Here is a 25,139-nt window from a genome sequence, read left to right on the forward strand (position 1 = left end):
CGGTTATCACCTGAATATCCATTCCCGGCGCCTGCAGAAGACTGCGAGGCAGCAACGCGGTGGATAGCAACCAGTCCTGCCGAGCTTGGTCTAAAAGTGACCGGCCTTATCACCTCGGGTGACAGCGCCGGTGGTAACCTGACAATTGTCACAACCATGGCCTTGCGCGACAAACCTGCCGCGGTGCCGGTTTTGGTCCAGTTTCCTATCTATCCGGTTGTCACACTCGACGCCGATTGGCCAAGTATGCGCGAATTCGCAAATGGCTATCTGCTGACCGATGAAGCGATGGCGTATTTCGGTGAGGGCCACGCGGCAACGCCCGGTGATTATCGATCGGAACCGCTTAATTTCCCGCAAGAAGGTATGCCGCCCAGCCTCGTGACCACGGCAAGCCTTGACCCTTTGCGTGATCAGGGATTGGCTTATGTCGAAAAGTTGAAGCAAGCTGGCGTTCGCGTTGAACACCGAAGCGCCGATGGCAACATCCATGGCCATATCAACATCCGTCAAGCGATTCCGTCGGTGCAAGCCGATATTGAAGGTAATATTGCAGCATTAAAAGCGATGCTAGAGGACGCGACCCAATCGACATGATCATTGAATCCAAAGACCTTCCCTACCGCCCTTGCGCAGGCATCATGCTTGCAAATACGCAAGGGAAGATATTTGTTGGCCAGCGAATGGATCGGCCAGAAGGCACTGACGCGTGGCAAATGCCACAGGGTGGGATTGACGATGGCGAAGATGCCGAAACCGCTGCATTACGCGAGTTATTTGAGGAAACGGGCGTCAGGGCAGATCTGGTTGATATTCTCGCGCGAAGTCAAAAAGAGCATTTCTACGATTTGCCCGACGATATGATCGGGCGGATATGGAAGGGCAAATATCGCGGGCAACGGCAAATGTGGTTTTTGATGCGGTTCAAAGGCGCCGACACCGACATAAACATCGAAACCGCGCATCAGGAATTTACCCGATGGCAGTGGATTGATGCGCCAATGCTGCCGCAATTAATCGTACCATTTAAAAAGCGGCTTTATGAAAATATTCTGTCGGAGTTCGCCGACCTGATTTAAGGCCGCACGCTTCAATCAGTTCGCTTTTGGCTCTGGCGTAGCACCAAGAGTGGCTTTCAAATCCACAGCACTGGCCTGCGCCTGCTGCTTCTGTGACGCCATATCGATAGCGAGCGAAAGTCTTTCGACTGCGGCACAACTTGTGCGACACAATGTTTTCAACCGGGCCATGTTCTTGCGCGCTTGTTCCAGCGCGCCCTTGGCAATCATAACCTCGGCTTGTTCAGCCAAAGCGATCTGATCATTTGGTTCAAGCTCGAGCGCCTCTTTATAGAAGCCGATTGCCTTGCCATTCAGGCTTTGAGCCTTTGCCACGCGCGCCAATGCTACATAGGCGGCGCGGTTTCGCGGGTCGACGGCAAGTGCCGATTCATACCAGCCAATCGCATTGTCTAGCCGGCCTGCACTGGCTTCCTGATCGCCTGTATTTAGCAACGCAATGGAACGGGCATCAATATTCTTGTTCGATTGCCCACCAATGCTGGCGCTCGACATGACTGCCAGTGTGAGCGACAGAGTAATGGCCGCGGGTGAAAAACGCATAATATATATCCAAATTTGTTCGACCCGCGACGCTATCACAGCTTCTGGAGCCTCGCGAAGAAAAATCCGTCGCTGCCATCATGCAAAGGCGTCATCAGCACGCCATCACCATCCGCGCGCCCCATGGCCACGCCTGTTTCGACGGCACGCCAGCCATTATGCGATTTCAAAAAAGCTGCCACTTGCCCCTTGCCCTCATTCTCGATGAGTGAGCATACCGCATATACCAAATGCCCGCCGCGCGCGACCATTTCCGCACCTATGTCGAGAAGCTTGGCCTGCTCGTCAATGACGCGTTTGAGCCGCGCTGCATCAAGACGCCAGCGCGTTTCGGGGTTGCGCCGCCACGTCCCGCTTCCCGAACAGGGGGCGTCAATCAGAACAAGGTCACATTTGCCATTAAGCTCGGCCAGCATTTCTTTTTCTTTACCGGGGTTCAACAGCCGCGTTTCGACATTGGTCGCCCCCGCCCGTGCAGCACGCGGCTTCAGCTGATCCAGTCGGTTGCGGTTGGTGTCGGTTGCAATCAACCGCCCGTTGTTTCGCATCGCAGCGGCCAAGGCAAGCGTCTTGCCGCCAGCACCCGCGCACAGGTCAAGCACTGTGCCTAAACCCTTTGCATGGCATGCCTCGACGATAAGCTGGCTCCCCAAATCCTGTATTTCGACCTGGCCGCTTTCGACAGCGGGATGGCTGTCAATCGCCGTACCACCTGGAAGACGCAGTGCAAAATCAAGCGCAGGCAGGATTTCTGCTTCGGGCAGCAACGCCGCCACTTCCTCGCGGCGAGCCTTTAACGCATTGACGCGGAGGTCCATCGGCGCGCGGTCAAGCAACGACGCTTGCTCGGTCTCATCAATAAGCGACGAAAACAGCGGCTTGAGCCATTTCGGCAAAGCGCCGCCAGTGGAGCGCGCCTCCGACGGATCAATAGCGGCAGGCCCATAGTCGCTGCCGTCGAATAACGCGGCCAGCTCGGGGTCAGCATCTGCCATGGCGGCAAAAGCCGAACGCGCGGTCGCTGGCCGCTTGCCAAAACGCCGGATAACGCCCCACGCCAGGTCACGCACCGCACGACGGTCCTTTGATCCCGCATAGCGTCGCTCCGCGAAAAAGCGTTTGGCAATTTGGTCAGCAGATGCTCCGCCGTCGCGGGCTGCTATTATGATTTGATCAACCAGCTCGATAGCCGACTGCAGGCGCGCAGCGGGCCTCATATCTTAACGCGTCGGGTAATTGGGTGCTTCGCGTGTAATTGTAACGTCATGAACATGGCTTTCCCGTAATCCGGCATTGGTGATGCGCACAAACTGCGCGCGCTCCTGAAGGTCGGCGATGGTGCGCGACCCTGTATAACCCATGGCCGCCTTAACGCCGCCCACAAGCTGATGAATGACATCGCGTGCTGGCCCCTTGAACGGCACCTGCCCCTCAATTCCTTCAGGCACCAGCTTGAGCTGATCCTTGATATCCTGCTGAAAATAGCGATCGGCGGAACCGCGGGCCATTGCCCCGACGCTTCCCATGCCGCGATAGCTTTTATATGCCCGGCCTTGATACAGGAAAGTCTCGCCCGGAGCCTCTTCAGTACCCGCCAGAAGCGATCCGACCATGACCGATGATGCGCCAGCGGCGAGGGCTTTTGCCAAGTCGCCCGACGTCCGTAAACCTCCGTCAGCGATGACTGGGATATCTGACTTTGCGGCTTCGGCAGCGGCTTCCATGACTGCTGTCAGTTGCGGCACACCGACACCGGCAACGACGCGGGTTGTGCAAATGGAACCCGGACCAATCCCCACCTTGATGCCATCGGCGCCAGCGTCGATCAGAGCGCGGGTTGCCGCAGCTGTGGCGACATTGCCAGCTACAACCTGAACTTCCGGCGCCATGCGTTTGATTTCAGCGACTGCCGCGGCCACCATGGCACTGTGGCCATGCGCCGTATCAACAACGATCAGGTCGCATTCCGCGTCAATCAGTGCCTTGGTGTAAGCCAATCCCTTTTCACCCACTGTGGTTGCCGCAGCAACACGCAAGCGTCCGGAGCTATCCTTGGTCGCGTTCGGATATAGAACCGCCTTCTCAATATCCTTGACGGTAATGAGGCCAATACAATGATAGCCGTCGTCGACGACCAGCAGCTTTTCAATCCGACGCTGGTGCAGCAAGCGTCGCGCTTCTTCCTGCGTCACCGACGCTGACACCGTTGCCAGATTTTCATGCGTCATTAGTTCCGATACGGGCTGCGCAGGATTTTCGGCGAAGCGGACGTCGCGGTTGGTCAATATGCCGGCAAGCTTGCCGCTCGCCTCGACCACCGGAATGCCCGAAATTGCGTTCGCCAGCATCAGTGCCTGCGCTTCGGCAAGCGTGGCATCGGGCGCGATGGTGATCGGGTTGACCACCATACCGCTTTCAAACCGCTTTACCTGACGCACAGCGGCGCATTGCTCTTCAATGCTCAGGTTACGATGCAGAACGCCAATGCCGCCAAGCTGCGCCATGACAATCGCCATGCGCGCTTCGGTGACGGTATCCATCGCGGATGACAATACTGGTATATTCAGCGAAATACTTTTGGTCAGCCGAGTCCGCGTGTCCGCTTGGCTGGGTAAAATATCCGACGCTCCCGGCTGTAGCAGCACGTCGTCAAATGTCAGTCCAAGGGGAATTTCTTTCATGGGGCCACCGCTTTAAGCTTTGATTCTTGGCGGCCCATGTAAACAGTAACCCCCTTATTCACCAGCCTTCTTGGATTTAAATTTTCTTGCGTCTGCAAAGTGACGGCCAAGGGCAATGTGTAATTCGGCATCTTCCGCTGCGCCGCCCAGCTCGGTGCTATCGGTCAACTCGTCGTTAGGACCGTGATAGTCACTGCCCAGGAATTTCTGCATAAGTTCCAAGTCGGCAAAAGACCCCCCTACCATCAAGGCGGGAACGCCTTTTTGGGTCAGCGCCCAACCATCCTGCCGCTGGATGAAGGCGTTTGCGTCGGCCGAGCTTTCAATTGCCCTGCCCGACTTTTTCGCCACTGCCTCGACTGCTGCATCCAGCGGCGTTGTGCCTCGGCCAATGATAGCAACCTTTGACCCGCGGGGCGCAATTGCGATGGTGTCGATATTCAACGAAAGGACAATCTGGTCCAGCGGCACCACCGGCTTTTCGGCAAAGGCATACGCCCCCAGCAAACCGCTCTCTTCTGCCGTAGTGGCCACAAAATAGATATCCCGATCATGCTTTTTCTTCGCCAGGACCTCGGCAACTTCGTTCAAGACGGCGATGCCGCTGGCATTGTCGACTGCGCCGTTGCATATCCGGTCAGGTGCACCTTCTGGAGCACAAATGCCAAGATGGTCCCAATGCCCCATATACAACAGCGCACCGCTGTTCTTTTTGCGACCGGCGATTTTGCCAATCACATTTGAGCTATTGAAGCGGTAAATATCCGTTTTTACGTCGAGGTCCGCGTCAATGCCAAGCGCTTCGCCTGTATAATCGGCCTGTTTGGCATTTGCCCGCAACTTGTCCCAGTCGCGGCCAGCCGCGGTGACCAGACCCACCGCAAACTCCGTACTTATTGCACCTTCCATTGGCGCATGCTTTTCGCGGCTCTCCAAGGCGATCGGACGCGACAAAAGAAGACGACGTAACGTTGGCCAGTTACCCTTGCTTTCGCCAATAAAGATAACCGCTTCTGCACCCGCCGCGATCAATGCTTCCCGGCGCGCACGCGGGGACTGCATTTCGTCTGGCACATTCTCTGCGTCAAACAGTACGAGCGCGGCTTTCCCGGCAACGTCCGCGCCAACCATTCCATCGGCCTTTACGCCCGATCCTGTAAACACCAATGGCAGCTTGCCGCGCACATATTCCGCCTCTTGCCCGATAAGGATGATGTCCTGGGAGGTAACACGCAGCTTGCGTCCTTTGGACCAAAAGCTGTGGGTCGAAGTGCCCTGACCGCGCTGTATCAATGGGACTGGGTCAAACCAGCTACCGTCGGAGGCGGCGGGCTTCAAGCCTGCTTTTGCCCAAACCTCTGCAATATATTGCACGGTTTTTGTTTCACCTTCGGTCCCGGGTTTGCGGCCTTCAAATGCATCACTCGCCAGAATGGCAATATGTTTGCGCAGGTCGGCCTCAGTAACCGCCTTGGAAAAGGCCGGTACCGTAGATAGCGCGACGACGCTGACAATGATCGCTAAACGGGCAAGGCGCATATTTTTCGCTCCGGACTAAGACGCGACGTCACCCCATCGCATGTCGGGAACGCTCTACCGTCAATTTTGCTTCCTCTACATGCATAGATTCAATCATGCGACCCTTAAATCGCTGTGCTCCGCCTCGATTCGCCGCAATTAACTCCTTAGCCTCGGCGACGGCTGCTGCGTCTGGTCCAAATATTTGATTGGCGATCATAATCTGGTTTGGATGGATCAGTGTTTTACCCGTAAACCCGTAAGTCGCGCCTTGCCGACATTCCGCGTCAAAGCCGACCATATCATCCAAGCGATTGCACACGCCGTCGAAACGGGGCTTGTGGGAAGCTGCTGCAGCAAGGACAATTGCCTGTAACGCCAGTTCCAGCCCTTCACGATTTGGCCCCGGGCGAATACCGGTTTCGGCAGCAATGTCATTGGTCCCGGCGATCAATCCTGCGACCACAGAATGCGCTGCAATTTCACGCGCAGCATAAATGCCGGTTGGCGTTTCGATCATCGCAAGCACAGCTTTGCCACAGTCCGTGATGTCATCCGTTCTTTCAACCTTTGGCAAAACCACAAGATTGGCGTTGCTTGCTGCGATCGCTTTCATGTCCGCTGCATGATGGCGATTTTCGATGCCATTGGCGCGAATAGCCATTATTTTGCCTGATACGCCCGTTGCAACAAAATCTATTGCCGCCAACCGCGCGTCGTCCTTGTTCTCATCGGTAACAGCGTCCTCAAGGTCAATGATGAGCATATCGACTTCAAGCCCGCGCGCCTTCTCCAGCGCCCGCGCATTGGAGGCCGGCACATATAACGCCGATCGGACGAACCTAAGTTGCTGCGAAACTTCCATTTCTTCGTACCCCGTTGTTTTCACTTGGACGGAAGGCCTTTGACGAGGCGCCGCTCTGCCTGCCACGTAACACGCAGTAAATGCTGGCACAAACGTTCGATTTTGCTTGCAACTACAGCAGAATCCAACACATTCTCCATTACGTCAACGGGAGAATCTTCATGGAATATTTCTTCGGCCTGCTTGCTCTTATCGTCATCATCTTCGTCATGATGGGCGTGACTGTTGTGCAACAAGGCTTTGTCTACACGATTGAGCGGTTTGGCCGTTACACTTATGCCGCGCAACCCGGCCTCACCATAATCATCCCGTTCTTTGACCGCGTAGGCCGAAAGGTCAACGTTATGGAGCAAGTGCTCGACATTCCGGGGCAGGAAATAATCACCAAAGACAACGCCATGGTCGGCGTCGATGCCGTGGTGTTCTTTCAGGTTCTCGACGCCGCGAAGGCGGCTTATGAGGTGTCAGATCTGTATAACGCAATTATGCAGATCACCACGACAAACCTGCGCACTGTCATGGGCAGCATGGATCTTGACGAAACATTGTCCAAACGCGACGACATTAACGGTCGCCTGCTTTCCGTAGTGGACCACGCCACCGGTCTTTGGGGCGTAAAGATTACCCGCGTGGAGGTGAAGGACATCCGCCCACCCGCTGACATTTCCAACGCCATGGCGCGCCAAATGAAGGCTGAACGCGAAAAGCGGGCACAAATCCTCGAAGCAGAAGGTTTGCGTGCTGCTGAGATCCTGCGCGCTGAGGGCGAAAAACAAAGCCAGATATTGCAAGCTGAAGGCCGCAAGGAAGCCGCCTTCCGCGATGCCGAAGCCCGCGAACGCGAGGCAGAGGCCGAGGCAAAGGCTACCGTCATGGTATCGGAATCCATCGCCTCATCAGGCACACAGGCGCTGAATTATTTCATAGCGCAGAAATATACCGAAGCGATAAGCCAGTTCGCCACCTCGCCAAACGCAAAAACCATATTATTCCCCGTCGAGGCGACGCAATTGATCGGCACGCTTGGGGGAATTGGGGAACTGGCCCGAGAAGCACTGGCTACCAAAGATAAGTAAGGGCATAATCGGATTGGACCGGAAACGTCGTCCCGAGCAGCAGTCGCGAAACGACAGGTTTGTCGAAGGATGACTATCGGCACAGCGCCTTGCCGAAAGACGCCCTTCGGCTTTGCCAGCGTTGAAAGCTCGGGCCATAGGCTATCTGGCGGTTTCGGGAATTAAATGACGGAGTGATAAGCATGGCAGAATGGCTCGACACGATATCAACCCACTGGTTCTGGCTTTCGCTTGGGCTGATCCTCGGCGTTGCCGAAATGGTTGCGCCCGGCTTCTTCCTCATGTGGCTTGGTCTTGCTGCTTTAATTGTTGGCATTCTCGATTATTTCCTGCCGATTACCCTTGCCTATCAGGTGGCAGTGTTCGCAATATTGTCCGTGCTGACCGTTTTTGCAGGCAAGAAATTCCTGCAGGACCACCCCATTGAAACTGAGGATAACAAGTTGAACGACCGGGGCGCGCGCCTGACGGGTGAAATCGTAACGGTGGTTGAACCGATTGCAAACGGGAATGGCCGCGTCAAAGTGGGGGACAGCGTATGGAATGCCCGTGGCGTAGACGCGGCGCTTGGTGCCCGCGTGAAGGTCATCGGCGCTGACGGGGCGGTGCTGCTTGTTGAGGGAGTCTAACCGCGTTGCTGTGACCCCCTTGTAATGTAGGATTTGATTTGAGAAAAACCGTACGCGATGTTGCAAGGCACCGCCCGGTTCTTTGACATTGTCGGTTGCCGCTGGTTTCATCAGCGCGAACAAATGGAAAAGCCGCCGGTGTCGTGACCGGTTTAGGCGAGACCTTAGTGTGACCTTTGATGCTATTCTGCGGGTTTATACCCACAATGGAACAGGTTGATTCTCGATGCGTTCTCTTGCTGCCGCTGCCCGAATTATGGCGGTGCGCAATAGATCATGCCCGGTCTCGCAATGAACCGGTAATTAGAGGACGCATTTATGAGCATATTCAGCAGTATCAAAGACGCCGTTTTTGGCAAAAAAGGCCCCGCCGCCGCGCCCAAGACGTCTTCGATAATCCCCGCCGAAATCGTCGCAGTTGCTCCGCAACCAGTCGAAGATGAAACCGTGTCTGACGTGGACGTGATCGCCAATCTCGAGGCAATTGACGCGAGTGATGGCCGCAATCTGAACTGGCGGTCGTCGATTGTCGATCTGATGAAAATGCTTGGCATGGAAAGCTCGCTGCAGGAGCGCAAAGACCTTGCGATGGAACTTGGCTACACCGGCAGCCTCGACGGCAGTGCCGAAATGAACATGTGGCTTCACAAGGCTGTCATGCGCGAATTGGCGAAAAACGGTGGCAAGGTACCGGCCGAGTTGCTGGACTAAGGGTTGCAAAGATACATATTGTTACCCTGAAAGCCGCCCCCGATGACGAAAATTGGGAGGTTGCGACCTACCAAAGCCTAGATATTCCCTAAACCAGCTCGGTCGGGCGCCATAAACGTCCGCCGGGCATCGACCGAAAACAGCAGGTTTTTTGAATAGAATTTAAGCGGAAAATCACGCTCTCCGCGCTCGGACAGCAATAATGCATTGACCGTCTCATACAGCGGGACATCACGCCCCACTTCCTCCAGATGCGCTTTCACCGCGCGAACATACACCTGCGTGATCGTCTCGTGATATCCGTGCGTGTCGTCATTAACACCGCCGACGGCCTCGTTGTATGCGGAAATGATTGCAGGAAGTTCCTGTTCAATGTTGATGTCTGGCCTGTCGCGGATAAGCCATGTGCAGGCCGCCAGATGCGCCTCATGGGTCCACATCGAACGCGGCAGCGTCCGTGCAAGCAGCCCGGTGCCAATTTCGACAATCGGCGCATCATCGATAAACAAGCGAACTTCAAACATGGACATTTTTCCGGACTTCCAATGGTCCGGAATTGCCCGGACGGATTAAGCTGCCTTAGGTGCTGACTGCCTTACACCTTCATCAACATGGTCGGCAAATTGGGCGAAGTTATCAATGAATTGCTTGACCAGTTTTTGCGCTGTCGCATCATATTCGGCGCTGTCTTTCCACGCCGCACGCGGGTCGAGGATGCCACTGTCGACGCCCGAAACGGCGACCGGAAATTCAAAGCCGAAATTTGGATCCCTGCGGAATTCTGCATTGTTCAGGCTGCCATCTAGTGCCGCGTTCAATAACGCCCGAGTCGCTTTAATCGGCATCCGGCTAATGCCCGGCATTGTGGCCTTGCCGCCTGTCCAGCCAGTGTTGACCAGCCAGCATTGCACATTGCCCTTGGCAATCCGCTCCTTCAGCAAATTACCATAAACGCTTGGATGGCGCGGCATGAATGGTGCACCAAAGCAGGTCGAGAATGTCGCTTCAGGCTCTGTCACGCCAATCTCGGTTCCCGCGACACGCGCAGTGTAACCTGAAAGGAAATGATACATCGCCTGATCCGGCGTTAACCGCGCGATGGGCGGCAGGACGCCATATGCGTCGGCGGTCAGGAATATGATCGTATTGGGCACTGGCCCCATATTCTTTTCCGAAGTGTTCGGAATGAATTCAATTGGGTACGAACCACGACTATTCTCGGCAAGGCTGTTATCGTTGAAATCAAGCTCGCGGGTTTCCGGGTCAATAACGACATTTTCCAAAACCGTGCCGAACCGCTTGGTCGTTGCAAAAATCTCTGGCTCTGCCTCGGCAGAAAGACGGATCATCTTGGCATAGCAACCGCCTTCAAAATTAAAGACGGCGGTGTCGGACCAGCCATGTTCATCGTCACCAATGAGCGTGCGGCTGGCGTCGGCGGACAGAGTGGTTTTTCCCGTACCCGATAGGCCAAAGAACACGGCGGTATGACCGTCTGAACCGATATTGGCTGAGCAATGCATGGGCATGACTCCCTTGACGGGTAGAAGATAGTTCAGAATTCCGAATACCGACTTCTTCATTTCGCCCGCATAGGCCGTCCCGCCAATGAGGATCAGCTTTTCAGTGAAGTTGACCGCAATCACGGTCTCGCTGCGGCAACCATGACGTGCTGGGTCAGCGCGGAAGCTGGGCAAATCGATGATTGTATATTCCGGCACAAAGTTTGCCAGTTCCTGCTGTGTCGGCCGCACAAGCAGGGTCCGGATGAACAGGTTATGCCATGCAAATTCGTTGATGACGCGCACATTGACGCGATGCTCCGGCTGCGATCCGCCAAACAGATCAGCTACATATAACTTGTCTTTGCCGCCAAGCGCCGCAAGGAAATCTTCTTTCAACGCCGCAAAATGCGCAGGGTCCATCGGCACATTGGTTTTGCCCCACCAGATGCTGTTTTCAGTTTCGGCATCGCGGACGATGAATTTGTCCTTTGCAGACCGGCCGGTGTGCGCGCCTGTCTTGACCACAAGTGGGCCGTCCTTGGCCAATATTCCTTCGCCATTCGCAAGCGCAGCTTCCACAAGCGGCGCAGTACCCAAGTTGCAGTGTAGCTCGGCATTTGTGGCGAACCCCTGTTGCGATAGCGAGATATTCAGTGGTGTCGACATTGGCTACTCCGGCAAAAGTTGCGAATCTAAGGGCATACGTATGCACATTCAAAGGGCTGCCGGTATACGATGCACTGGGCGAGGTCAAATGGGGGTGGCATGTATTTTCTTGGACAAACGTTATCCACGACAGACTTTGTCTGAAACGAGCAATAGATTGAACCGAAGCCCCTGCCTTACTATAGTCTGGAGATGAGTGCCCATATCGCCTTGGTGGATGACGATCGTAATATACTGACCTCTGTATCAATTGCGATGCAAGCTGAAGGCTATGTGACGCGGATTTATTCGGACGGTGAGGCCGCCTTGAAAGCGCTTCTCGAAAACCCTGCAGATCTCGGCATTTTTGATATCAAAATGCCCCGTATGGACGGACTGGAGCTGTTGCGGCGATTGCGGGAGAAAAGCGATATGCCAGTCATTTTCCTGACATCCAAGGATGAAGAACTGGACGAAGCGCTCGGCCTAGCCATGGGTGCGGACGATTACATCACGAAGCCTTTTTCGCAGCGTTTGCTTATTGCGCGGGTCAAGGCGATCCTGCGGCGCGCAACCTATGACAAGGCCATTGTAAACGGAGAAGTGCGCGCAGAGCCCGAACCAATGGTGCGGGGAAAGCTGGAAATGGACCCAGCCCGCCACCAGGTGAAATGGGACGGTCGGTCGTTAACGCTGACAGTGACGGAGTTTATGATTCTGGAAGCGTTGGCCAGCCGCCCGGGCGTCGTGCGGACACGCGACCAGTTGATGGATGCCGCCTACCAAGACGATGTCTATGTTGATGACCGGACCATTGACAGCCACATCAAGAGACTGCGTCGGAAATTCCGCGAAATTGATCCCGAATTCACAGCAATCGACACGCTTTATGGGGCCGGATATCGTTTCGCCGACAGCTGAACCCGCTGATCTGCAGTTGGGATGGAGCCGGGGGTTATCGCTGACAACGCGCATCCTGGCCGTGAACCTGTTTGTGCTCGCCTTGCTGGGAGCTGGGCTGTTCTTTCTAGATAGCTACCGTGTCCGCTTGATTGCAGAGCGCGAACAGGCCGCACGCAATCAGGCTACGTTTCTGGCGCGTAGCCTGTCTTTGGTAGACGACGAAAATCGGGCGGCATATGTCAACAAATTTGGGCAGCAAAACCAGTCGCGGATCCGCATCTATGACAAGAGCGGTGCCAAAATTCTGGACAGTTTCGACGATCAACCGCCAACATATTTTTTCCGCGATCCAAACAGCGAACCATGGCCGAAAGTTGCCGCGCGCGGAATTGACCGTCTGTTTGATTTTCTGGTGGGCGCCCAATCAATCGAGCCGTTTTCCGAACCAGAAAACGATGATATGCAAGCTTGGCACGAGTTCGGCAGCGCTACGCCGTCGAAAGCTGCATCGGCAGTGCGCTTTGCCCCCGACCTCACCCATGTCATTAGTGCGGCGTCGCAATCACCTGACGGCAACTATGGCGTTCTCACCACCGCGAACGAGCGAGACATTCGGCTGTTCGTACGGGCCGAGCGGTTCAACATCGGAATGTTTTTCCTGTTTGCACTGGGCATCGGAATACTGCTTTCAACATTTCTCGCCCGCACGATTGTCCGGCCGTTGCGCCATCTTTCGCGTGCTGCGGTAAAAGTCCGACTTGGGCGTGCACAAGAGGTGATGGTACCGCGGCTACCGTCGCGCCGTGACGAAATCGGTATGTTGGCTCGGGCCTTGTCAGACATGAGTATTGCACTGCGGCAGCGGATTGATGCAACCGAGGCATTTGCTGCAGACGTCGCCCATGAGATTAAAAATCCACTTGCATCGTTGCGCTCGGCGCTTGACGGTGCCGAGCGGATTGAAGACGCCGGATTGCGCAAACAACTGATGGATGTTGCAAAAGCAGACGTGCAGCGCATGGACCGCCTCATTAGCGATATATCAGACGCAAGCCGTGTGGATTCACAATTGGCCAAAGCAAAGTTCGAACCCATCGACCTTGGCGACATGATCGAACAACTGCTGCAAGCGCGTGAAGATCGCGGCATCGACAAGGACGTCACGATCGCCTTCGCACGACCGCGAAGGAAGATCACGACCGTTATGGGCGAAGATGTCCGGCTTGAGCGGATGTTGACCAATCTGATCGACAACGCAGTTTCCTTTTCACCGTCCGGATCGGTGGTAGAGATATCTGCAACATTGGCCAATGAGGACGTGATCATCCGCATCAGCGATGAAGGCCCCGGGGTTCCGCCTCAAGAACGCGAGGCGATATTCCGCCGCTTCCACAGCGAACGACCTGCTTCGGAAAATTTTGGAAAGCACAGCGGGCTAGGATTGGCCATCGCCCGGACGATTATCGAGGGGCATCATGGCCGAATCGCCGTGCGCGACCGGGTAGACGGCAAAGGGGGTGCATGCTTTGAAATTGCCCTGCCCTGCGCCGCTACGGCGACAACATAATGCGGTCAGCGGTTCATGCTACTGCAGTCGATATTGGCGGCCACGGCGTCCTACTGCGGGGACCGTCAGGCAGCGGAAAATCTGATTTGGCGCTGCGTCTCGTGGATCGCGGTGCCAGGTTGATTGGGGACGATATCGTACAACTCGACGCCAGCGACGGTTTGCCTGTTATAAGATGTGCACCAAATATCGTCGGCCAGATTGAGGTCAGAGGCGTCGGGATATGTTCGGTAGATTATGTTCAGTCCGCCCCATTGCGGATGGTTGTCGAATTCGCCACTGAAATTGACCGGATGCCGCCTGAACATCAGCAGGCATTATTAATCGATTATGCCGTTCCATTGCTAATGCTGGACCCATTTCAGGCTAGTAGCGCGTTAAAGGTTGAACTGGCGCTTCGTTCCGTGATTGACGCTGGGTTAATGCCAGTGGCAATGCAAGACGCCGCAGCTAACGAAAGCTTGGGATTTTGAAACAGGACACACCTTCCGAGCCCCAAAAAATCTTGCTCGTCACCGGGGTGTCGGGGGCCGGCAAGACCACAGTGCTTAAGACTCTGGAAGATTTAGGGTGGGAAACAGTCGATAATTTTCCGATCAAGCTGGCAGGACAGTTGCTGAAAATACCTGCCTCGGGGGGCGAAAATGGTCCAAACATCCCTCTAGCGCTCGGCTTTGATAGCCGAACACGGGGCTTCGATGCCGAAGCGTTGATCCAACAGATCAAGCAATTGCAGAAACAGCCGAATCTGAACATCCTGACACTTTTTCTCGACTGCGCAGGGGTTGAAATCGAACGCCGCTACGCCGAGACACGCCGCCGTCACCCGATGGCACCTGACCGGCCAGCGATGGACGGTATTGCCCTTGACCGGAGCGTCATGGAGCCATTTCGCCGGTGGGCAGAAACGGTGATCGATACCAGCAAACTGTCTGCCCACGATCTGCAAGTCGCAATCCGCGAACGATTTACCAGTGAAACATCACCGCATTCCATCATTACGGTGACAAGCTTTGGATATTCACGCGGCGTCCCACATAATGCAGATTTGGTATTCGACCTGCGCTTCCTGCGAAACCCGCATTGGGACAGCAATTTGCGACCGATGACTGGAATGGATGCAGCCGTTTCCGAGTATGTTTCGGCAGACCCGAAATATGATGAAGCAATGAATAAAATCAGGGATTTGCTCCGTTTCCTTCTGCCGCTTTATGATGCCCAGGGAAAAGCATATATCAACATCGCCTTTGGATGCACTGGCGGTCGCCACCGTTCCGTCCATGTTGCCCAAACATTTGGCGAGTGGTTACGCGAGGATGGCTTTGCCCTGACCGTGTCACACCGCAATCTGACGTCAAGACCGATTGACGCGCTTGAGGAGCCTGCTAACGGCGCAGACGGAAATAAGTCGCGACAGGACAGTAAACGCACATGATCGGTCTGATTTTAGTCACCCATGGAAAACTGGCGAACGAGTTCCTCGTTGCGCTGGAGCATGTCGTTGGGCCGCAAAAGGACGTAGCGACCATCTGCATCGGGCCACATGATGATATGGAAGCGCGGCGGAATGAGATCGCCGCTGCGATCAAAATGGTCGACACCGGTAAAGGTGTTATCATTCTTTCCGACCTTTTCGGTGGGACCCCGTCCAATCTCGCCATATCACTGCTCGACAGCGGCCGTGTTGAGGTCATTGCAGGGGTCAATTTGCCGATGCTCATCCGCCTTGATAGCGCCCGTAAAAACCTTGATGTCAAAGAAGCCGTCGCCGCCGCTCGCGAAGCAGGTCGCAAATATATCAGCGTCGCGTCCGAAGTGCTTGAGGCTTCGAGATGACCCGCCTCAGCAAGACCGCAACGATCGTCAATCAAAAAGGCCTCCACGCCCGTGCCAGTGCGAAATTCGTGACTTTCGTAAGCCGTCTGCCGGAGGGTATACGCGTTGAGGTCGAGAAAGACGGACAATCGGTGACCGGCACTTCGATTATGGGATTGATGATGCTTGGTGCGGCCAGAGGCAGCGAAATCATTATTCACGTTGAAGGCGATCAGGCAGAGCTTGCGCTTGATAAGCTTGTGGGGCTTGTAGTTGACGGTTTCGGCGAAGACTGATGCGCCGTGAGATTACCGGATTTTCCAATCCGCTGTTAAAAGAAATCCGTGGGCTTCGTGAAAAGAAGCTGCGCAAACGCGCTGGGCTGTTCCTTGCCGAAGGACTTCGGATCATGACCGAAGCGCGCGAGGCTGGATTTCTTCCGGAAATGCTTTTTCGCGTCAAAGACCGGCCTGTACATGACCTCGAAGTCGCTTTGGAAGCCGAAGTGCTCGCCAACGGCGGTGATATCATCGAAACCAACGCCGACATCATGGCGAAACTGTCAGGTAAAGACAATGCGCAGACCGTGGTCGGCGTTTATCGCGACCATGGAGTTGCTCTTGACGATGTAGACCGCAACAGCGCCCCGATCTGGCTCGTCGCACAATCGATGCGTGACCCCGGCAATTTGGGCACCATGTTACGCACCGGCGATGCGGTCGGCGCGGGCGGGCTGATTCTGATTGACGATTGCACGGACCCGTTTTCGGTGGAGTCCGTCCGCGCGAGCATGGGCGCCATCTTCACACAGAAAGTCGTACAATGCCGATGGGAGGAATTCACTGCTTGGTTGCGCAGCGGCGATGGCCAACTGGTTGGCACCAGCCTGCAGACCGACACCGATTACCAAGCCGCCCGTTACAACGCGCCTTGCTTCATCCTTACGGGTAATGAGGCGCAGGGCTTGCCGGATACCTATGAAGACGAATGCGACCTGCTTGTTAAGATGCCGATGCGGGGCAAAGCTGACAGCTTAAATGCCGCGGTCGCGACCGCGGTGATGGCCTATGAGGTATTGAACCAGTTTAGGCGCCCGTAAGCTGGCTAAGCCTCACGCGGAGGTTTCACGTTGGTCGGCAATCGGCTGCGGCGCTTCACTATCGCCATAACGCGGTAGAGCCTCAACCAAGGGAACCTCCTCCAACTCGCGCTTGCCCGTTTCGATGTTCAAGTCGGCAAATTTCCGGCCAGTCGAAATGACATTGCGTTCGAAGCTGCCGACGAACTTGTTATAGTTATTGACCGCCGACGATAGCCCGCTGCCAACCGACTTCAGATGCTGCGCCGCTACCGCAATCCGGTCATACATTTCCTTGCCAAGCGCGCCAATCTGCTTCGCTTCGCGCGCCAGCCCCTCTTGTCGCCATACGCTGGCGACAGTGCGAGCAATCGCAACCAAGTTGGTTGGCGTCGCCAACAACACCTTTTTATCAAAGGCAAAATCCCATAACTGCGGATCATGCTCCAATGCCGCAGCCAGAAAATGCTCACCCGGCACAAACATGATGACATAATCGGGCGCATCGGAAAACTGATCCCAATAGGCCTTGCGGGAAAGTCCATCGATGTGGTTTTTCATTGATTGCGTGTGCCGCGCCATCGCCACAGCGCGGACGTCATCGTCGACAGTGGCAAACGCATCCTGATAATCGTTCAACGATACCTTGGCGTCAATGACCAAGGTCCGGCCGCCCGGCACATTGATAACCGCGTCGGGCCGCAACCGCAGTCCGTCGCCCGCGTCAATGCTGGTTTCCAGATCAAAATCGACATGTTCGGACAGGCCGCAGCTTTCAAGCACATTTTTCAACTGCTGCTCGCCCCAGCGGCCTCTGGCCTTTGGCGCATTGCGCAAGGAGTTCATCAGGCCCGATGCCACGCTCGACACGCGCTCCTGACCAAGCCGCATTTCCCCAATCAGGCCCTTCAGATCGCCATACGCCTCTGTCCGGTCCTTCTCGATTTTCCCGACCTGCTCTTCATACGCCTTGAGCTTTTCACCCACTGGACCCAGAAGCTGCTTCAGCCGCTCTTCGTTTTTCTCACCTGCCTGGTGGAAGCGTTCATCAGCGCGTTGCAGAAACGCCGCTTGCGCCTCGCCTAACAATTTTTGTCCGATTTCGCCAAATTGTGCGGACAGATTTTCTTTTGCATCACCCAGCGCCGCGAGTTGCTCCTCAAAGCTCCGCTCGCGTTCTTCCAAGCTTGTTTCCAGCCGCGCCAAGCGATCCTTGGCCATGTCGCGTTCAATGACAACCTGGTCAAGCATCGCCCGCAACTGTGCAGTTGTTTCAAGCCCCGCTTTACCTGTGCGGCCGCCAGCAAACCAGCCTAGCGCCAGCCCTCCCAACAACGCCCCAATCACTACGGCTAAGACCATGACATCCATATTAAATTCCCAAAAACAGCTGTAGACGGCCTGTTCGGGGGACAGCAGATCACCGTCCCCCTAGATCATCAGGCAGCCGAGTACCGACCCATCAACATCAGAAATGCTGTCAGGTCATTCTTCGCTTCGGCTTGGTCGTAAAACACATCGCATGACGAACAAATTAGCTCGCCATGGCGGTTCAAGACATACCACCGATATGAATTTTGGCTATCCTCATGAACAAAATGCAACCATGACATAATCATAGTCTCCGCTGTTCAATTCAGATTAAAGCTAGTTTTTTACAACAATCGAGCAAACTGGTTCGATGTGTCCATAAAACGCGCCTGCTTCTCGTGGGGGCTACGTCGACTGGAAGGAACTTACCAAAATGTGTCTATTGCGTTCAAATCTAGCGCGCTGTCAGATAACTAATTAGGGCATGACCGTTCTCCTCAAGCAGGTGAGGATATGAACATATAAAGAACGGAATGAAAGTAAATACCTAAAAAGAATATGTTGTGGACAAGCTATCCCGGAATCGCTTCGGAGACGTTCCGACGGGACTTCTTCACGCGGGCATAGCTCATCATGCTGAACGGCAGGAGGCTCCCGTAAATCACCGTTGCACCAATAAGCGCGACCCAAGGGGCGGCGACCAAGGTTGCTGCAAATAATCCCACCGCAGCCAGCGCCATGAATCTAAGGCTGCGCCGCACTTTAATGGATGACCAGCTGAACGTTGCCACATTGGAAATCATCAATAGGGCGCAAAGCAGCAACCATGGCGCGAGAAAGCGATAATCGCGAACCCATTCAGCGTTTGTTTCAAACCATATCATCATCGGCAAGAGAGCCAGTGCAGCGCCAGGGGGCGACGGCACCCCAGTGTTGAATCCGGCGGACTTGTGCGGCTGGTTCTCGGTATCAATCCGCGCATTAAACCGCGCCAGACGAAGCGCGGCACAAAGGACAAAGAACACCGATATGGTCCATCCAAAACGCGGCATGTCCTGCATTACCCACATATACATGACCAAAGCAGGCGTAGCTCCGAATGCAATCACATCCGAAAGCGAATCCAGCTCTGCGCCAAAACGGCTCTCGCCATTAAGCATCCTTGCGATCCGGCCATCCATAGCATCGAGGACGCCCGCAATAACGATCATGGCCACCGCGTTTTCCCAGCGGCCCTGCATGGCGAACCATGCACCAGACAAGCCGGTGCACAACGCCAATGCCGTCACTGCATTCGGTGCGAGTGCCCGCAAAGATATTCCAGGGCGGGAGGAGTGCGCGTCCATCAGTGCGCGACGGCTATAAGATCCTGGTCGACGCCGATTTCGGCGAGAACCGTTTCACCTGCAACGCAACGCTGCCCCTTGATGACGCGTGATGCTGTCCCGTGCGGAAGGTAGACATCGACGCGGCTTCCAAAGCGGATAAGGCCAACACGTTGCCCGTTGGCGACGCTGTCCCCTTCCTTCACGAAAGCGACGATGCGACGCGCGACCAAACCGGCGATCTGGGTGAATCCGATACGGACCCCGTCGCTGCGTTCGACTAGAAAATGCTGACGTTCGTTTTCATCGCTGGCCTTATCCAGATCCGCGTTCAGGAATTTGCCCGCAATGTAGACAACGCGCTTTATCGTTCCACGGATGGGTGTTCGGTTAATATGCACGTCAAACACGCTCATAAAAATCGATACGCGAGTCATTGGTTGGTCGCCAAGGCCATCTGGCCCACGCAATTCCGGCGGAGGCGAGACTTTTTCAATCAAAGTAACAAGGCCATCTGCTGGTGCCACAATAAATCGGTCTTCGATGGGCGTCGCGCGCGCTGGGTCGCGGAAAAACGCCAGAGTCCAGATTGTCACCGCGGCCATAGGCCACGCGAGCGTTTCCCAAGCCATGAAGGCAAAAAAGAGGGTTATACCTCCGGCAATAAGTCCGAACTTGCGGCCCTCGGGGTGAATGGGAGGAAAAGCCCATTTCGCAACCCCGGTACCCCGGTTTGTCAATTCTTGTCTGCTCATCTGGCCTAGCTAGGGGATGCATCGCCATCTGACAACCTTAGATGCCATTTCAGCCATTTTCAGACAATTTGGGGGAGGCAGTTGAACATATGGCAGACTTTGCTATGGCACCCGTCAATATCCAAACTCCCACACGGAAAGTGCTTTCTGCTATGGCAAAAATTAAGGTCAAGAACCCGGTCGTTGAGCTCGATGGCGACGAAATGACTCGTATCATTTGGGAATGGATACGCGAGCGTCTCATTCTGCCATATCTCGACATCGACCTGAAATATTACGACCTTGGCATGGAATATCGCGACAAGACCAATGATAGGGTTACCGTTGACTCCGCCAACGCCATCCGTGAGTTCGGCGTCGGCGTTAAGTGCGCAACAATCACTCCTGATGAGGCCCGCGTTGAAGAATTCGGCCTGCAAAAAATGTGGAAATCGCCAAACGGCACCATCCGCAATATTTTGGGCGGCGTGGTTTTCCGTGAGCCAATCGTAATTCAGAACGTCCCCCGCTTGATTCCCGGCTGGACGGATCCAATCGTGATTGGCCGCCATGCCTTTGGGGACCAATATCGTGCGACGGATTTCCTTGTTCCCGGTCCTGGAACACTTCGCCTCGTTTGGGATGGCGACGATGGAAGGACGATTGATGAGGAAGTATTTCGTTACCCCTCACCCGGCGTCGCGCTGGCCATGTATAATCTGGACGACTCCATCCGTGACTTTGCGCGTGCTTCCCTTAATTATGGTGTGACCCGGGAATGGCCGGTTTATTTGTCGACCAAAAACACAATCCTGAAATATTACGACGGCCGGTTTAAAGACCTGTTTCAGGAAGTTTTTAAGGCAGAATTCGCAGACAAGTTCAAGGAACTGGGGATTGTCTACGAACATCGTTTGATCGATGACATGGTAGCATCGGCGTTAAAATGGTCAGGCAAATTCATCTGGGCTTGTAAAAACTATGACGGGGACGTGCAGTCTGATCAGGTTGCACAGGGTTTTGGTTCGCTTGGCCTAATGACCTCGATTCTGATGACACCGGACGGCAAGACAGTCGAGGCAGAAGCTGCACACGGCACTGTCACGCGCCACTTCCGCCAGCATCAGCAAGGCAAGGCAACATCGACCAACCCGATTGCGTCAATCTTCGCATGGACCGGCGGCTTAAAGTTCCGTGGCAAGTTCGACGAAACGCCAGACGTAACCCGCTTTGCCGAAACGCTTGAAGAAGTTTGCATCCAGACCGTTGAAGATGGCCATATGACAAAGGATCTTGCGATCCTGATTGGTCCGGATCAGGCATGGATGACGACCGAGCAGTTCTTCGAACAGGTACGCGCCAATCTCGAAGTAAAAATGGGTAGCTGGCAGTAAATCCACACATTTTGACAATCCAAAAGCGCGGTGGGCGACCTCCGCGCTTTTTTCTTGCACGCCCCTTCCCTTATCATGTTGCATCTGCGTAAAAGGACGGCATGGCAGCCGAAATCCAAACCGAAGGCTTGCGCGACCTGATCGTCATTTTGGGCGCAGCAGGAATAGTTATTCCCGCCTTTGCGCGCTTCCGCGTTACGCCGATAATCGGATTTATCCTGGTTGGCATTCTGGTCGGCCCCATGGGTCTTGGTGCCTTGGTCAACCAGTACCCCGTGCTTGAATGGGTCACGATAACCGACGCTGAAAGCATTCGGCCGATTGGCGAATATGGCATCATTTTGCTACTTTTTTCAATCGGCCTCGAGCTGTCCTTTCGCAGACTATGGAAAATGCGACGTCTGGTATTCGGCGTTGGCGCAGCCCAGTTATTTGGGGCCGGCCTTGTAATTGCAGCAGGGCTCTACTTGTTTGGCTACAGTGCCACTGCCGCGATCGGTATAGGTATCGCGCTGGCACTGTCATCTACGGCGCTTGTTCTTCCGATATCAGGCACCCATTCGGCAGTTGGAAAATCTGCGCTCGCGATGTTGCTCTTTGAAGATTTGGCCATCGTACCGATTATCTTCGTGCTTGGTGCGCTTGCTCCACACGCTGGTGACAGCACCTGGGAGGGTCTGTTTACCGTCCTTTGGCAGGGCAGCCTCGTCATCGCCGCGATGCTGGTGATCGGGCGCTTCCTGCTCCCGCGGCTTTTCGGTCAAGCCGCCCGAACGAAAAGCCCCGAGTTATTTGTTTCGGTCAGCCTGCTTGTTGTCATCGTTGCAAGTCTGGCTACGGGCGCAGTCGGCCTTTCCCCGATCGTGGGTGCCATGATCGCCGGTCTTTTGATCGCTGAGACAGAATATCAAAACGAAGTTGAAGTAATGACTGCGCCGTTCAAAGGACTTGCCCTTGGCGTATTTCTCATCAGTATCGGCATGCAGATCGACTTGAGCTATGTTGCTGACAATTGGCCGATATTGGTGGGGGCAGTAGCCGCTGTCGTCATTATAAAGGCCTTGGTCACAGCATCACTTCTTAAGCTGAATGGCGCACGCACCGGGACGGCTACTGAAACCGGGGTACTGATGGGTAGCCCATCGGAAACCACGTTGATTGTTCTGGGTGCGGCGGGCGCAGCACAGATTATTGACGGCGCGACGGTCAATTTCTGGCAAGTTGCGACCGCTATTGGCCTGACTATAACGCCGATATTGGCGCGCATCGGTCACGACATGGCCACGCGGCTTGAAATGCGGGAAAGCGACGACCCGGCGCTAGAAAATGATGTTACAACCGATCCTCGGACGGTAGTGATTGGTTTTGGCCGGGTTGGCAAGCTGGTGGCAGACATGCTGATCACCCATGGTCAACCATATGTAGCCGTCGATTCTGATATCGACACAGTCGCCGTTGCCCGGCGACAGGGATACAAGGTTGTCTTTGGCGATATCTCACGACCGGAAACGCTCGACAGGCTACATCTGGGCTATGCGCGTGCGCTTATCCTCACCATGGACCAACCTGTTCTGGCCGAACAAATTGTGAAACGAGTGCGGTCATGGTTGCCGGACATTACGATCGTGGCCCGCGCACGTGACCCCGAACATGCCGCCCGGCTGTATCAGGCAGGCGCAAGTGACGCTGTGCCCGAGACGTTGGAAAGCTCGTTGCAATTGTCTGAAGCAGTTCTGGTGGACCTTGGCGTAGCGATGGGCCCCGTCATCGCATCCATCCATGAAAAACGGGATGAGTTCCGCAGGCAGATCAAGGAAGCAGGAGGCCTTGATGAGGCCCCCAAACTTAAGCTGACCTCTTAGCCAGCTATCCTTGCCCTGATTGCGTCCAACGCGGCTTGCGCGCGTTCAGCGCCCGCAGGTCCGCCACCTTGCGCCATGTCGGGCCGGCCACCGCCACCTTGCGCGCCCATTGCTTCAGTTGCGGCACGCACCAGATCAGGTGCGTTGACAGTGCCATGCAACGCGGGCGATACGGCAACCACCACTGTATTGCTGTTCTCATTGGCAGCGATAATCGCAACGATACCCGTGCCAATCGCCTTCATTTGATCATCAGCCAAGCCGCGTAGTGCTTTTGGCTCAATCCCGGCTATGATTTGCCCCATGAAGGTGACGTCACCAATTTGTTCGGCCTCGACCTTGGGACCTCCGCCGCCCGAAAGTGCCAATGCGTTCTTTGCTTCGGAGAGCTCCTTTTCCATCCGCTTGCGATCGCTGATCAGCGCTTCAATGCGGACGCCCACTTCGTCAGGTGCAGTCTTCAACATGGCCGCGACATTCTTTAACTGTGTCTCTCGACCAACAAGCCACAAGCGCGCCGCTTCCCCGGTCAGCGCCTCAATACGGCGGATACCGCTTGCGACCGCGCCTTCCGAAATGATAGTGAACAAAGCAATATCGCCCAAGGCGTTGACATGGGTGCCGCCGCAAAGCTCAACGGAATAATGCGCGTCATCAGATTGACCCATTGTCAGTACACGGACTTCATCACCATATTTTTCACCGAATAACGCAAGTGCACCAGCGGCGACGGCATCATCTGGTGTCATCAAACGCGTTGTGACCGCCTGATTGCCGCGGATCTGTGCATTTACGTCAGCCTCGATCAATGCAATTTGTTCTGCGGTAACCGCTTGGTTGTGCGAGAAATCGAAACGCAGCCGATCAGGGGCGACCAGGCTGCCCTTTTGCGTCACATGTTCGCCAAGACGGTGGCGCAATGATGCGTGCAGCAAATGCGTGGCGCTATGATTGGCGCGCAGCGCATCGCGGCGGGCTGTGTCTATTTTAAGCGTGACGAAATCGCCAACTTTGATCTCTCCGATTTCGATCGTCACCTGATGCGCATGCAAACGGCCCAAAGGTTTTGCCGTGTCGGTCACTTCACCGCGCATGTTCGTGCTAGAAATTCCGCCGGCGTCGCCCATCTGGCCACCGCTCTCGCCGTAGAAGGGTGTCTGGTTGGTGATAACGGTGACCGTGTCATTAGCAACTGCCGACGCAACTTCGATACCGTCATTTACAAGCGCGACAACCTGCCCCTCGCCTTCGCTTGCGGCATAGCCAGTGAATTCAGTCGCGCCAACGCGTTCTGCGATATCGAACCACACATCATCGGATGCCTTGGCGCCCGAACCCTTCCATGCGGCACGGGCCATGGCTTTTTGATTGTTCATGGCGGTTTCAAAACCGGCCTGATCAATGCCAAAGCCCTTGGCGCGCAGTGCATCTTCGGTCAGGTCATATGGGAAGCCATAAGTGTCGTACAGCTTGAACGCGGTGTCCCCGGCCAGCGTATCACCCGGCGCCATGCCCGCGGTTGCTTCGTCTAACAGCTTGATGCCCTTATCGAGCGTACGGCGGAACTGCGTTTCCTCCTGCTGCAGTGTCGCTTCAATCAATGGCTGCGCACGCAACAACTCTGGATAAGCCGCGCCCATTTCCGCTGCCAAGCTGCCAACCAGACGGTGCATAAGCGGCTCTTTCGCGCCCAGAATGTGCGCGTGGCGCATTGCGCGGCGCATGATTCGCCGCAATACGTAGCCGCGTCCTTCGTTGGATGGCATCACGCCATCCGCCAACAGGAAACTGGTCGACCGCAAATGGTCCGCGATTACACGGTGGCTCGCCTTTTGCTCGCCTACTGCTTTTGTGCCTGTAAGCTCCTCAGAAGCGTTGATGAGCGCCTTGAAGGTGTC

The 25,139-nt window shown here is 55.2% G+C and carries 25 protein-coding genes; 14 read left to right on the forward strand and 11 right to left on the reverse strand.

The window, feature by feature from the left end:
* Both ACK4S7_RS09135 and ACK4S7_RS09140 read left to right on the forward strand, forming a co-directional pair.
* Positions 1 to 597: alpha/beta hydrolase (locus ACK4S7_RS09135; RefSeq protein WP_409646153.1), on the forward strand; the 597-nt coding region annotated here is incomplete at its 5' end.
* Entirely contained in the window at positions 594 to 1,079 is a 486-nt protein-coding gene (locus ACK4S7_RS09140; RefSeq protein WP_409646155.1) for an RNA pyrophosphohydrolase, read from the forward strand. The genes ACK4S7_RS09135 and ACK4S7_RS09140, both read left to right, overlap by 4 nt.
* A gap of 15 nt (positions 1,080 to 1,094) precedes the next feature.
* On the opposite strand, the gene ACK4S7_RS09145 is transcribed toward ACK4S7_RS09140, so the two are convergent.
* Genes ACK4S7_RS09145 through ACK4S7_RS09165 form a run of 5 tightly spaced genes read right to left on the reverse strand, consistent with a single transcriptional unit; the run spans position 1,095 to position 6,686 of the window.
* The gene (locus tag ACK4S7_RS09145; RefSeq protein WP_409646156.1) at positions 1,095 to 1,622 is read right to left on the reverse strand and encodes a hypothetical protein; all 528 of its coding nucleotides are present in this window, start codon (positions 1,620 to 1,622) and stop codon (positions 1,095 to 1,097) included.
* Between the two features lie 35 nt (positions 1,623 to 1,657).
* Complete coding sequence (locus ACK4S7_RS09150; RefSeq protein WP_409646158.1) at positions 1,658 to 2,839, reverse strand: RsmB/NOP family class I SAM-dependent RNA methyltransferase; 1,182 nt, start codon at positions 2,837 to 2,839, stop codon at positions 1,658 to 1,660.
* Between the two features lie 3 nt (positions 2,840 to 2,842).
* The gene (guaB, locus tag ACK4S7_RS09155; RefSeq protein ID WP_409646160.1) at positions 2,843 to 4,303 is read right to left on the reverse strand and encodes an IMP dehydrogenase; all 1,461 of its coding nucleotides are present in this window, start codon (positions 4,301 to 4,303) and stop codon (positions 2,843 to 2,845) included.
* Between the two features lie 54 nt (positions 4,304 to 4,357).
* Positions 4,358 to 5,842, reverse strand: coding sequence for a M28 family peptidase (locus ACK4S7_RS09160; RefSeq protein ID WP_409646162.1), 1,485 nt, complete (start codon positions 5,840 to 5,842; stop codon positions 4,358 to 4,360).
* A gap of 28 nt (positions 5,843 to 5,870) precedes the next feature.
* Positions 5,871 to 6,686, reverse strand: a complete 816-nt coding sequence (locus ACK4S7_RS09165; RefSeq protein ID WP_409646193.1) for an HpcH/HpaI aldolase/citrate lyase family protein — start codon at positions 6,684 to 6,686, stop codon at positions 5,871 to 5,873.
* A gap of 161 nt (positions 6,687 to 6,847) precedes the next feature.
* Between ACK4S7_RS09165 and ACK4S7_RS09170 the strand changes: the two genes are divergently transcribed.
* From ACK4S7_RS09170 to ACK4S7_RS09180, 3 genes are all read left to right on the forward strand, one after another.
* Positions 6,848 to 7,762 carry an SPFH domain-containing protein gene (locus tag ACK4S7_RS09170; protein ID WP_409646164.1) on the forward strand — a complete coding sequence of 305 codons (915 nt, stop codon included), beginning with the start codon at positions 6,848 to 6,850 and terminating at the stop codon, positions 7,760 to 7,762.
* A 182-nt stretch (positions 7,763 to 7,944) separates the two neighbouring features.
* Positions 7,945 to 8,391, forward strand: coding sequence for an NfeD family protein (locus tag ACK4S7_RS09175; RefSeq protein ID WP_409646166.1), 447 nt, complete (start codon positions 7,945 to 7,947; stop codon positions 8,389 to 8,391).
* A gap of 318 nt (positions 8,392 to 8,709) precedes the next feature.
* Complete coding sequence (locus tag ACK4S7_RS09180) at positions 8,710 to 9,102, forward strand: DUF3597 domain-containing protein (RefSeq protein ID WP_409646168.1); 393 nt, start codon at positions 8,710 to 8,712, stop codon at positions 9,100 to 9,102.
* Positions 9,103 to 9,179: 77 nt separating this feature from the next.
* On the opposite strand, the gene ACK4S7_RS09185 is transcribed toward ACK4S7_RS09180, so the two are convergent.
* Positions 9,180 to 9,626, reverse strand: coding sequence for a hypothetical protein (locus ACK4S7_RS09185; RefSeq protein ID WP_409646170.1), 447 nt, complete (start codon positions 9,624 to 9,626; stop codon positions 9,180 to 9,182).
* A 45-nt stretch (positions 9,627 to 9,671) separates the two neighbouring features.
* The gene (locus tag ACK4S7_RS09190; protein ID WP_409646172.1) at positions 9,672 to 11,273 is read right to left on the reverse strand and encodes a phosphoenolpyruvate carboxykinase; all 1,602 of its coding nucleotides are present in this window, start codon (positions 11,271 to 11,273) and stop codon (positions 9,672 to 9,674) included.
* 192 nt (positions 11,274 to 11,465) lie between these two features.
* Here ACK4S7_RS09190 and ACK4S7_RS09195 point away from each other — a divergent pair, with 192 nt between their 5' ends.
* The 7 genes from ACK4S7_RS09195 to ACK4S7_RS09225 are packed head-to-tail and all read left to right on the forward strand — an operon-like array spanning position 11,466 to position 16,636.
* Entirely contained in the window at positions 11,466 to 12,173 is a 708-nt protein-coding gene (locus ACK4S7_RS09195) for a response regulator transcription factor (protein ID WP_409646174.1), read from the forward strand.
* Complete coding sequence (locus ACK4S7_RS09200) at positions 12,142 to 13,722, forward strand: ATP-binding protein (RefSeq protein WP_409646195.1); 1,581 nt, start codon at positions 12,142 to 12,144, stop codon at positions 13,720 to 13,722. The genes ACK4S7_RS09195 and ACK4S7_RS09200 overlap by 32 nt, the downstream gene beginning before the upstream one ends.
* Positions 13,722 to 14,195 (forward strand): HPr kinase/phosphorylase, encoded by a 474-nt coding sequence (locus tag ACK4S7_RS09205; protein ID WP_409646176.1) that lies wholly within the window; start codon positions 13,722 to 13,724, stop codon positions 14,193 to 14,195. Before ACK4S7_RS09200 ends, ACK4S7_RS09205 begins: the two co-directional genes overlap by 1 nt.
* Positions 14,192 to 15,157 carry an RNase adapter RapZ gene (gene rapZ, locus ACK4S7_RS09210; RefSeq protein ID WP_409646178.1) on the forward strand — a complete coding sequence of 322 codons (966 nt, stop codon included), beginning with the start codon at positions 14,192 to 14,194 and terminating at the stop codon, positions 15,155 to 15,157. Before ACK4S7_RS09205 ends, rapZ begins: the two co-directional genes overlap by 4 nt.
* Positions 15,154 to 15,558: a PTS sugar transporter subunit IIA gene (locus ACK4S7_RS09215; RefSeq protein WP_409646180.1), complete on the forward strand. Its 405-nt coding sequence runs from the start codon at positions 15,154 to 15,156 to the stop codon at positions 15,556 to 15,558. The genes rapZ and ACK4S7_RS09215 overlap by 4 nt, the downstream gene beginning before the upstream one ends.
* Positions 15,555 to 15,833 (forward strand): HPr family phosphocarrier protein, encoded by a 279-nt coding sequence (locus ACK4S7_RS09220; RefSeq protein ID WP_409646182.1) that lies wholly within the window; start codon positions 15,555 to 15,557, stop codon positions 15,831 to 15,833. The genes ACK4S7_RS09215 and ACK4S7_RS09220 overlap by 4 nt, the downstream gene beginning before the upstream one ends.
* Positions 15,833 to 16,636 carry a TrmH family RNA methyltransferase gene (locus ACK4S7_RS09225; RefSeq protein ID WP_409646184.1) on the forward strand — a complete coding sequence of 268 codons (804 nt, stop codon included), beginning with the start codon at positions 15,833 to 15,835 and terminating at the stop codon, positions 16,634 to 16,636. Before ACK4S7_RS09220 ends, ACK4S7_RS09225 begins: the two co-directional genes overlap by 1 nt.
* A 12-nt stretch (positions 16,637 to 16,648) precedes the next feature.
* Here ACK4S7_RS09225 and ACK4S7_RS09230 read toward each other — a convergent pair whose 3' ends face one another.
* The 3 genes from ACK4S7_RS09230 to ACK4S7_RS09240 form a co-directional block, all read right to left on the reverse strand.
* Positions 16,649 to 17,986 (reverse strand): DNA recombination protein RmuC, encoded by a 1,338-nt coding sequence (locus ACK4S7_RS09230; RefSeq protein WP_409646185.1) that lies wholly within the window; start codon positions 17,984 to 17,986, stop codon positions 16,649 to 16,651.
* Positions 17,987 to 18,498: 512 nt separating this feature from the next.
* Positions 18,499 to 19,239, reverse strand: coding sequence for a CDP-alcohol phosphatidyltransferase family protein (locus ACK4S7_RS09235; RefSeq protein ID WP_409646186.1), 741 nt, complete (start codon positions 19,237 to 19,239; stop codon positions 18,499 to 18,501).
* A gap of 32 nt (positions 19,240 to 19,271) precedes the next feature.
* A complete protein-coding gene (locus ACK4S7_RS09240; RefSeq protein WP_409646187.1) occupies positions 19,272 to 20,006 on the reverse strand; it encodes a phosphatidylserine decarboxylase in 735 nt (244 codons plus the stop codon).
* A gap of 152 nt (positions 20,007 to 20,158) precedes the next feature.
* Here ACK4S7_RS09240 and ACK4S7_RS09245 point away from each other — a divergent pair, with 152 nt between their 5' ends.
* Together ACK4S7_RS09245 and ACK4S7_RS09250 are read left to right on the forward strand one after the other, a co-directional pair.
* Positions 20,159 to 21,379 (forward strand): NADP-dependent isocitrate dehydrogenase, encoded by a 1,221-nt coding sequence (locus tag ACK4S7_RS09245; RefSeq protein WP_409646197.1) that lies wholly within the window; start codon positions 20,159 to 20,161, stop codon positions 21,377 to 21,379.
* Between the two features lie 101 nt (positions 21,380 to 21,480).
* Complete coding sequence (locus ACK4S7_RS09250; RefSeq protein ID WP_409646189.1) at positions 21,481 to 23,241, forward strand: cation:proton antiporter; 1,761 nt, start codon at positions 21,481 to 21,483, stop codon at positions 23,239 to 23,241.
* Here ACK4S7_RS09250 and alaS read toward each other — a convergent pair.
* On the reverse strand, positions 23,238 to 25,139 hold a 1,902-nt coding region (gene alaS, locus ACK4S7_RS09255; RefSeq protein ID WP_409646191.1), incomplete at its 5' end, for an alanine--tRNA ligase. The genes ACK4S7_RS09250 and alaS overlap by 4 nt on opposite strands.

It is taken from the genome of Sphingorhabdus sp. (assembly GCF_046292425.1).
Lineage (GTDB): Bacteria > Pseudomonadota > Alphaproteobacteria > Sphingomonadales > Sphingomonadaceae > Sphingorhabdus_B.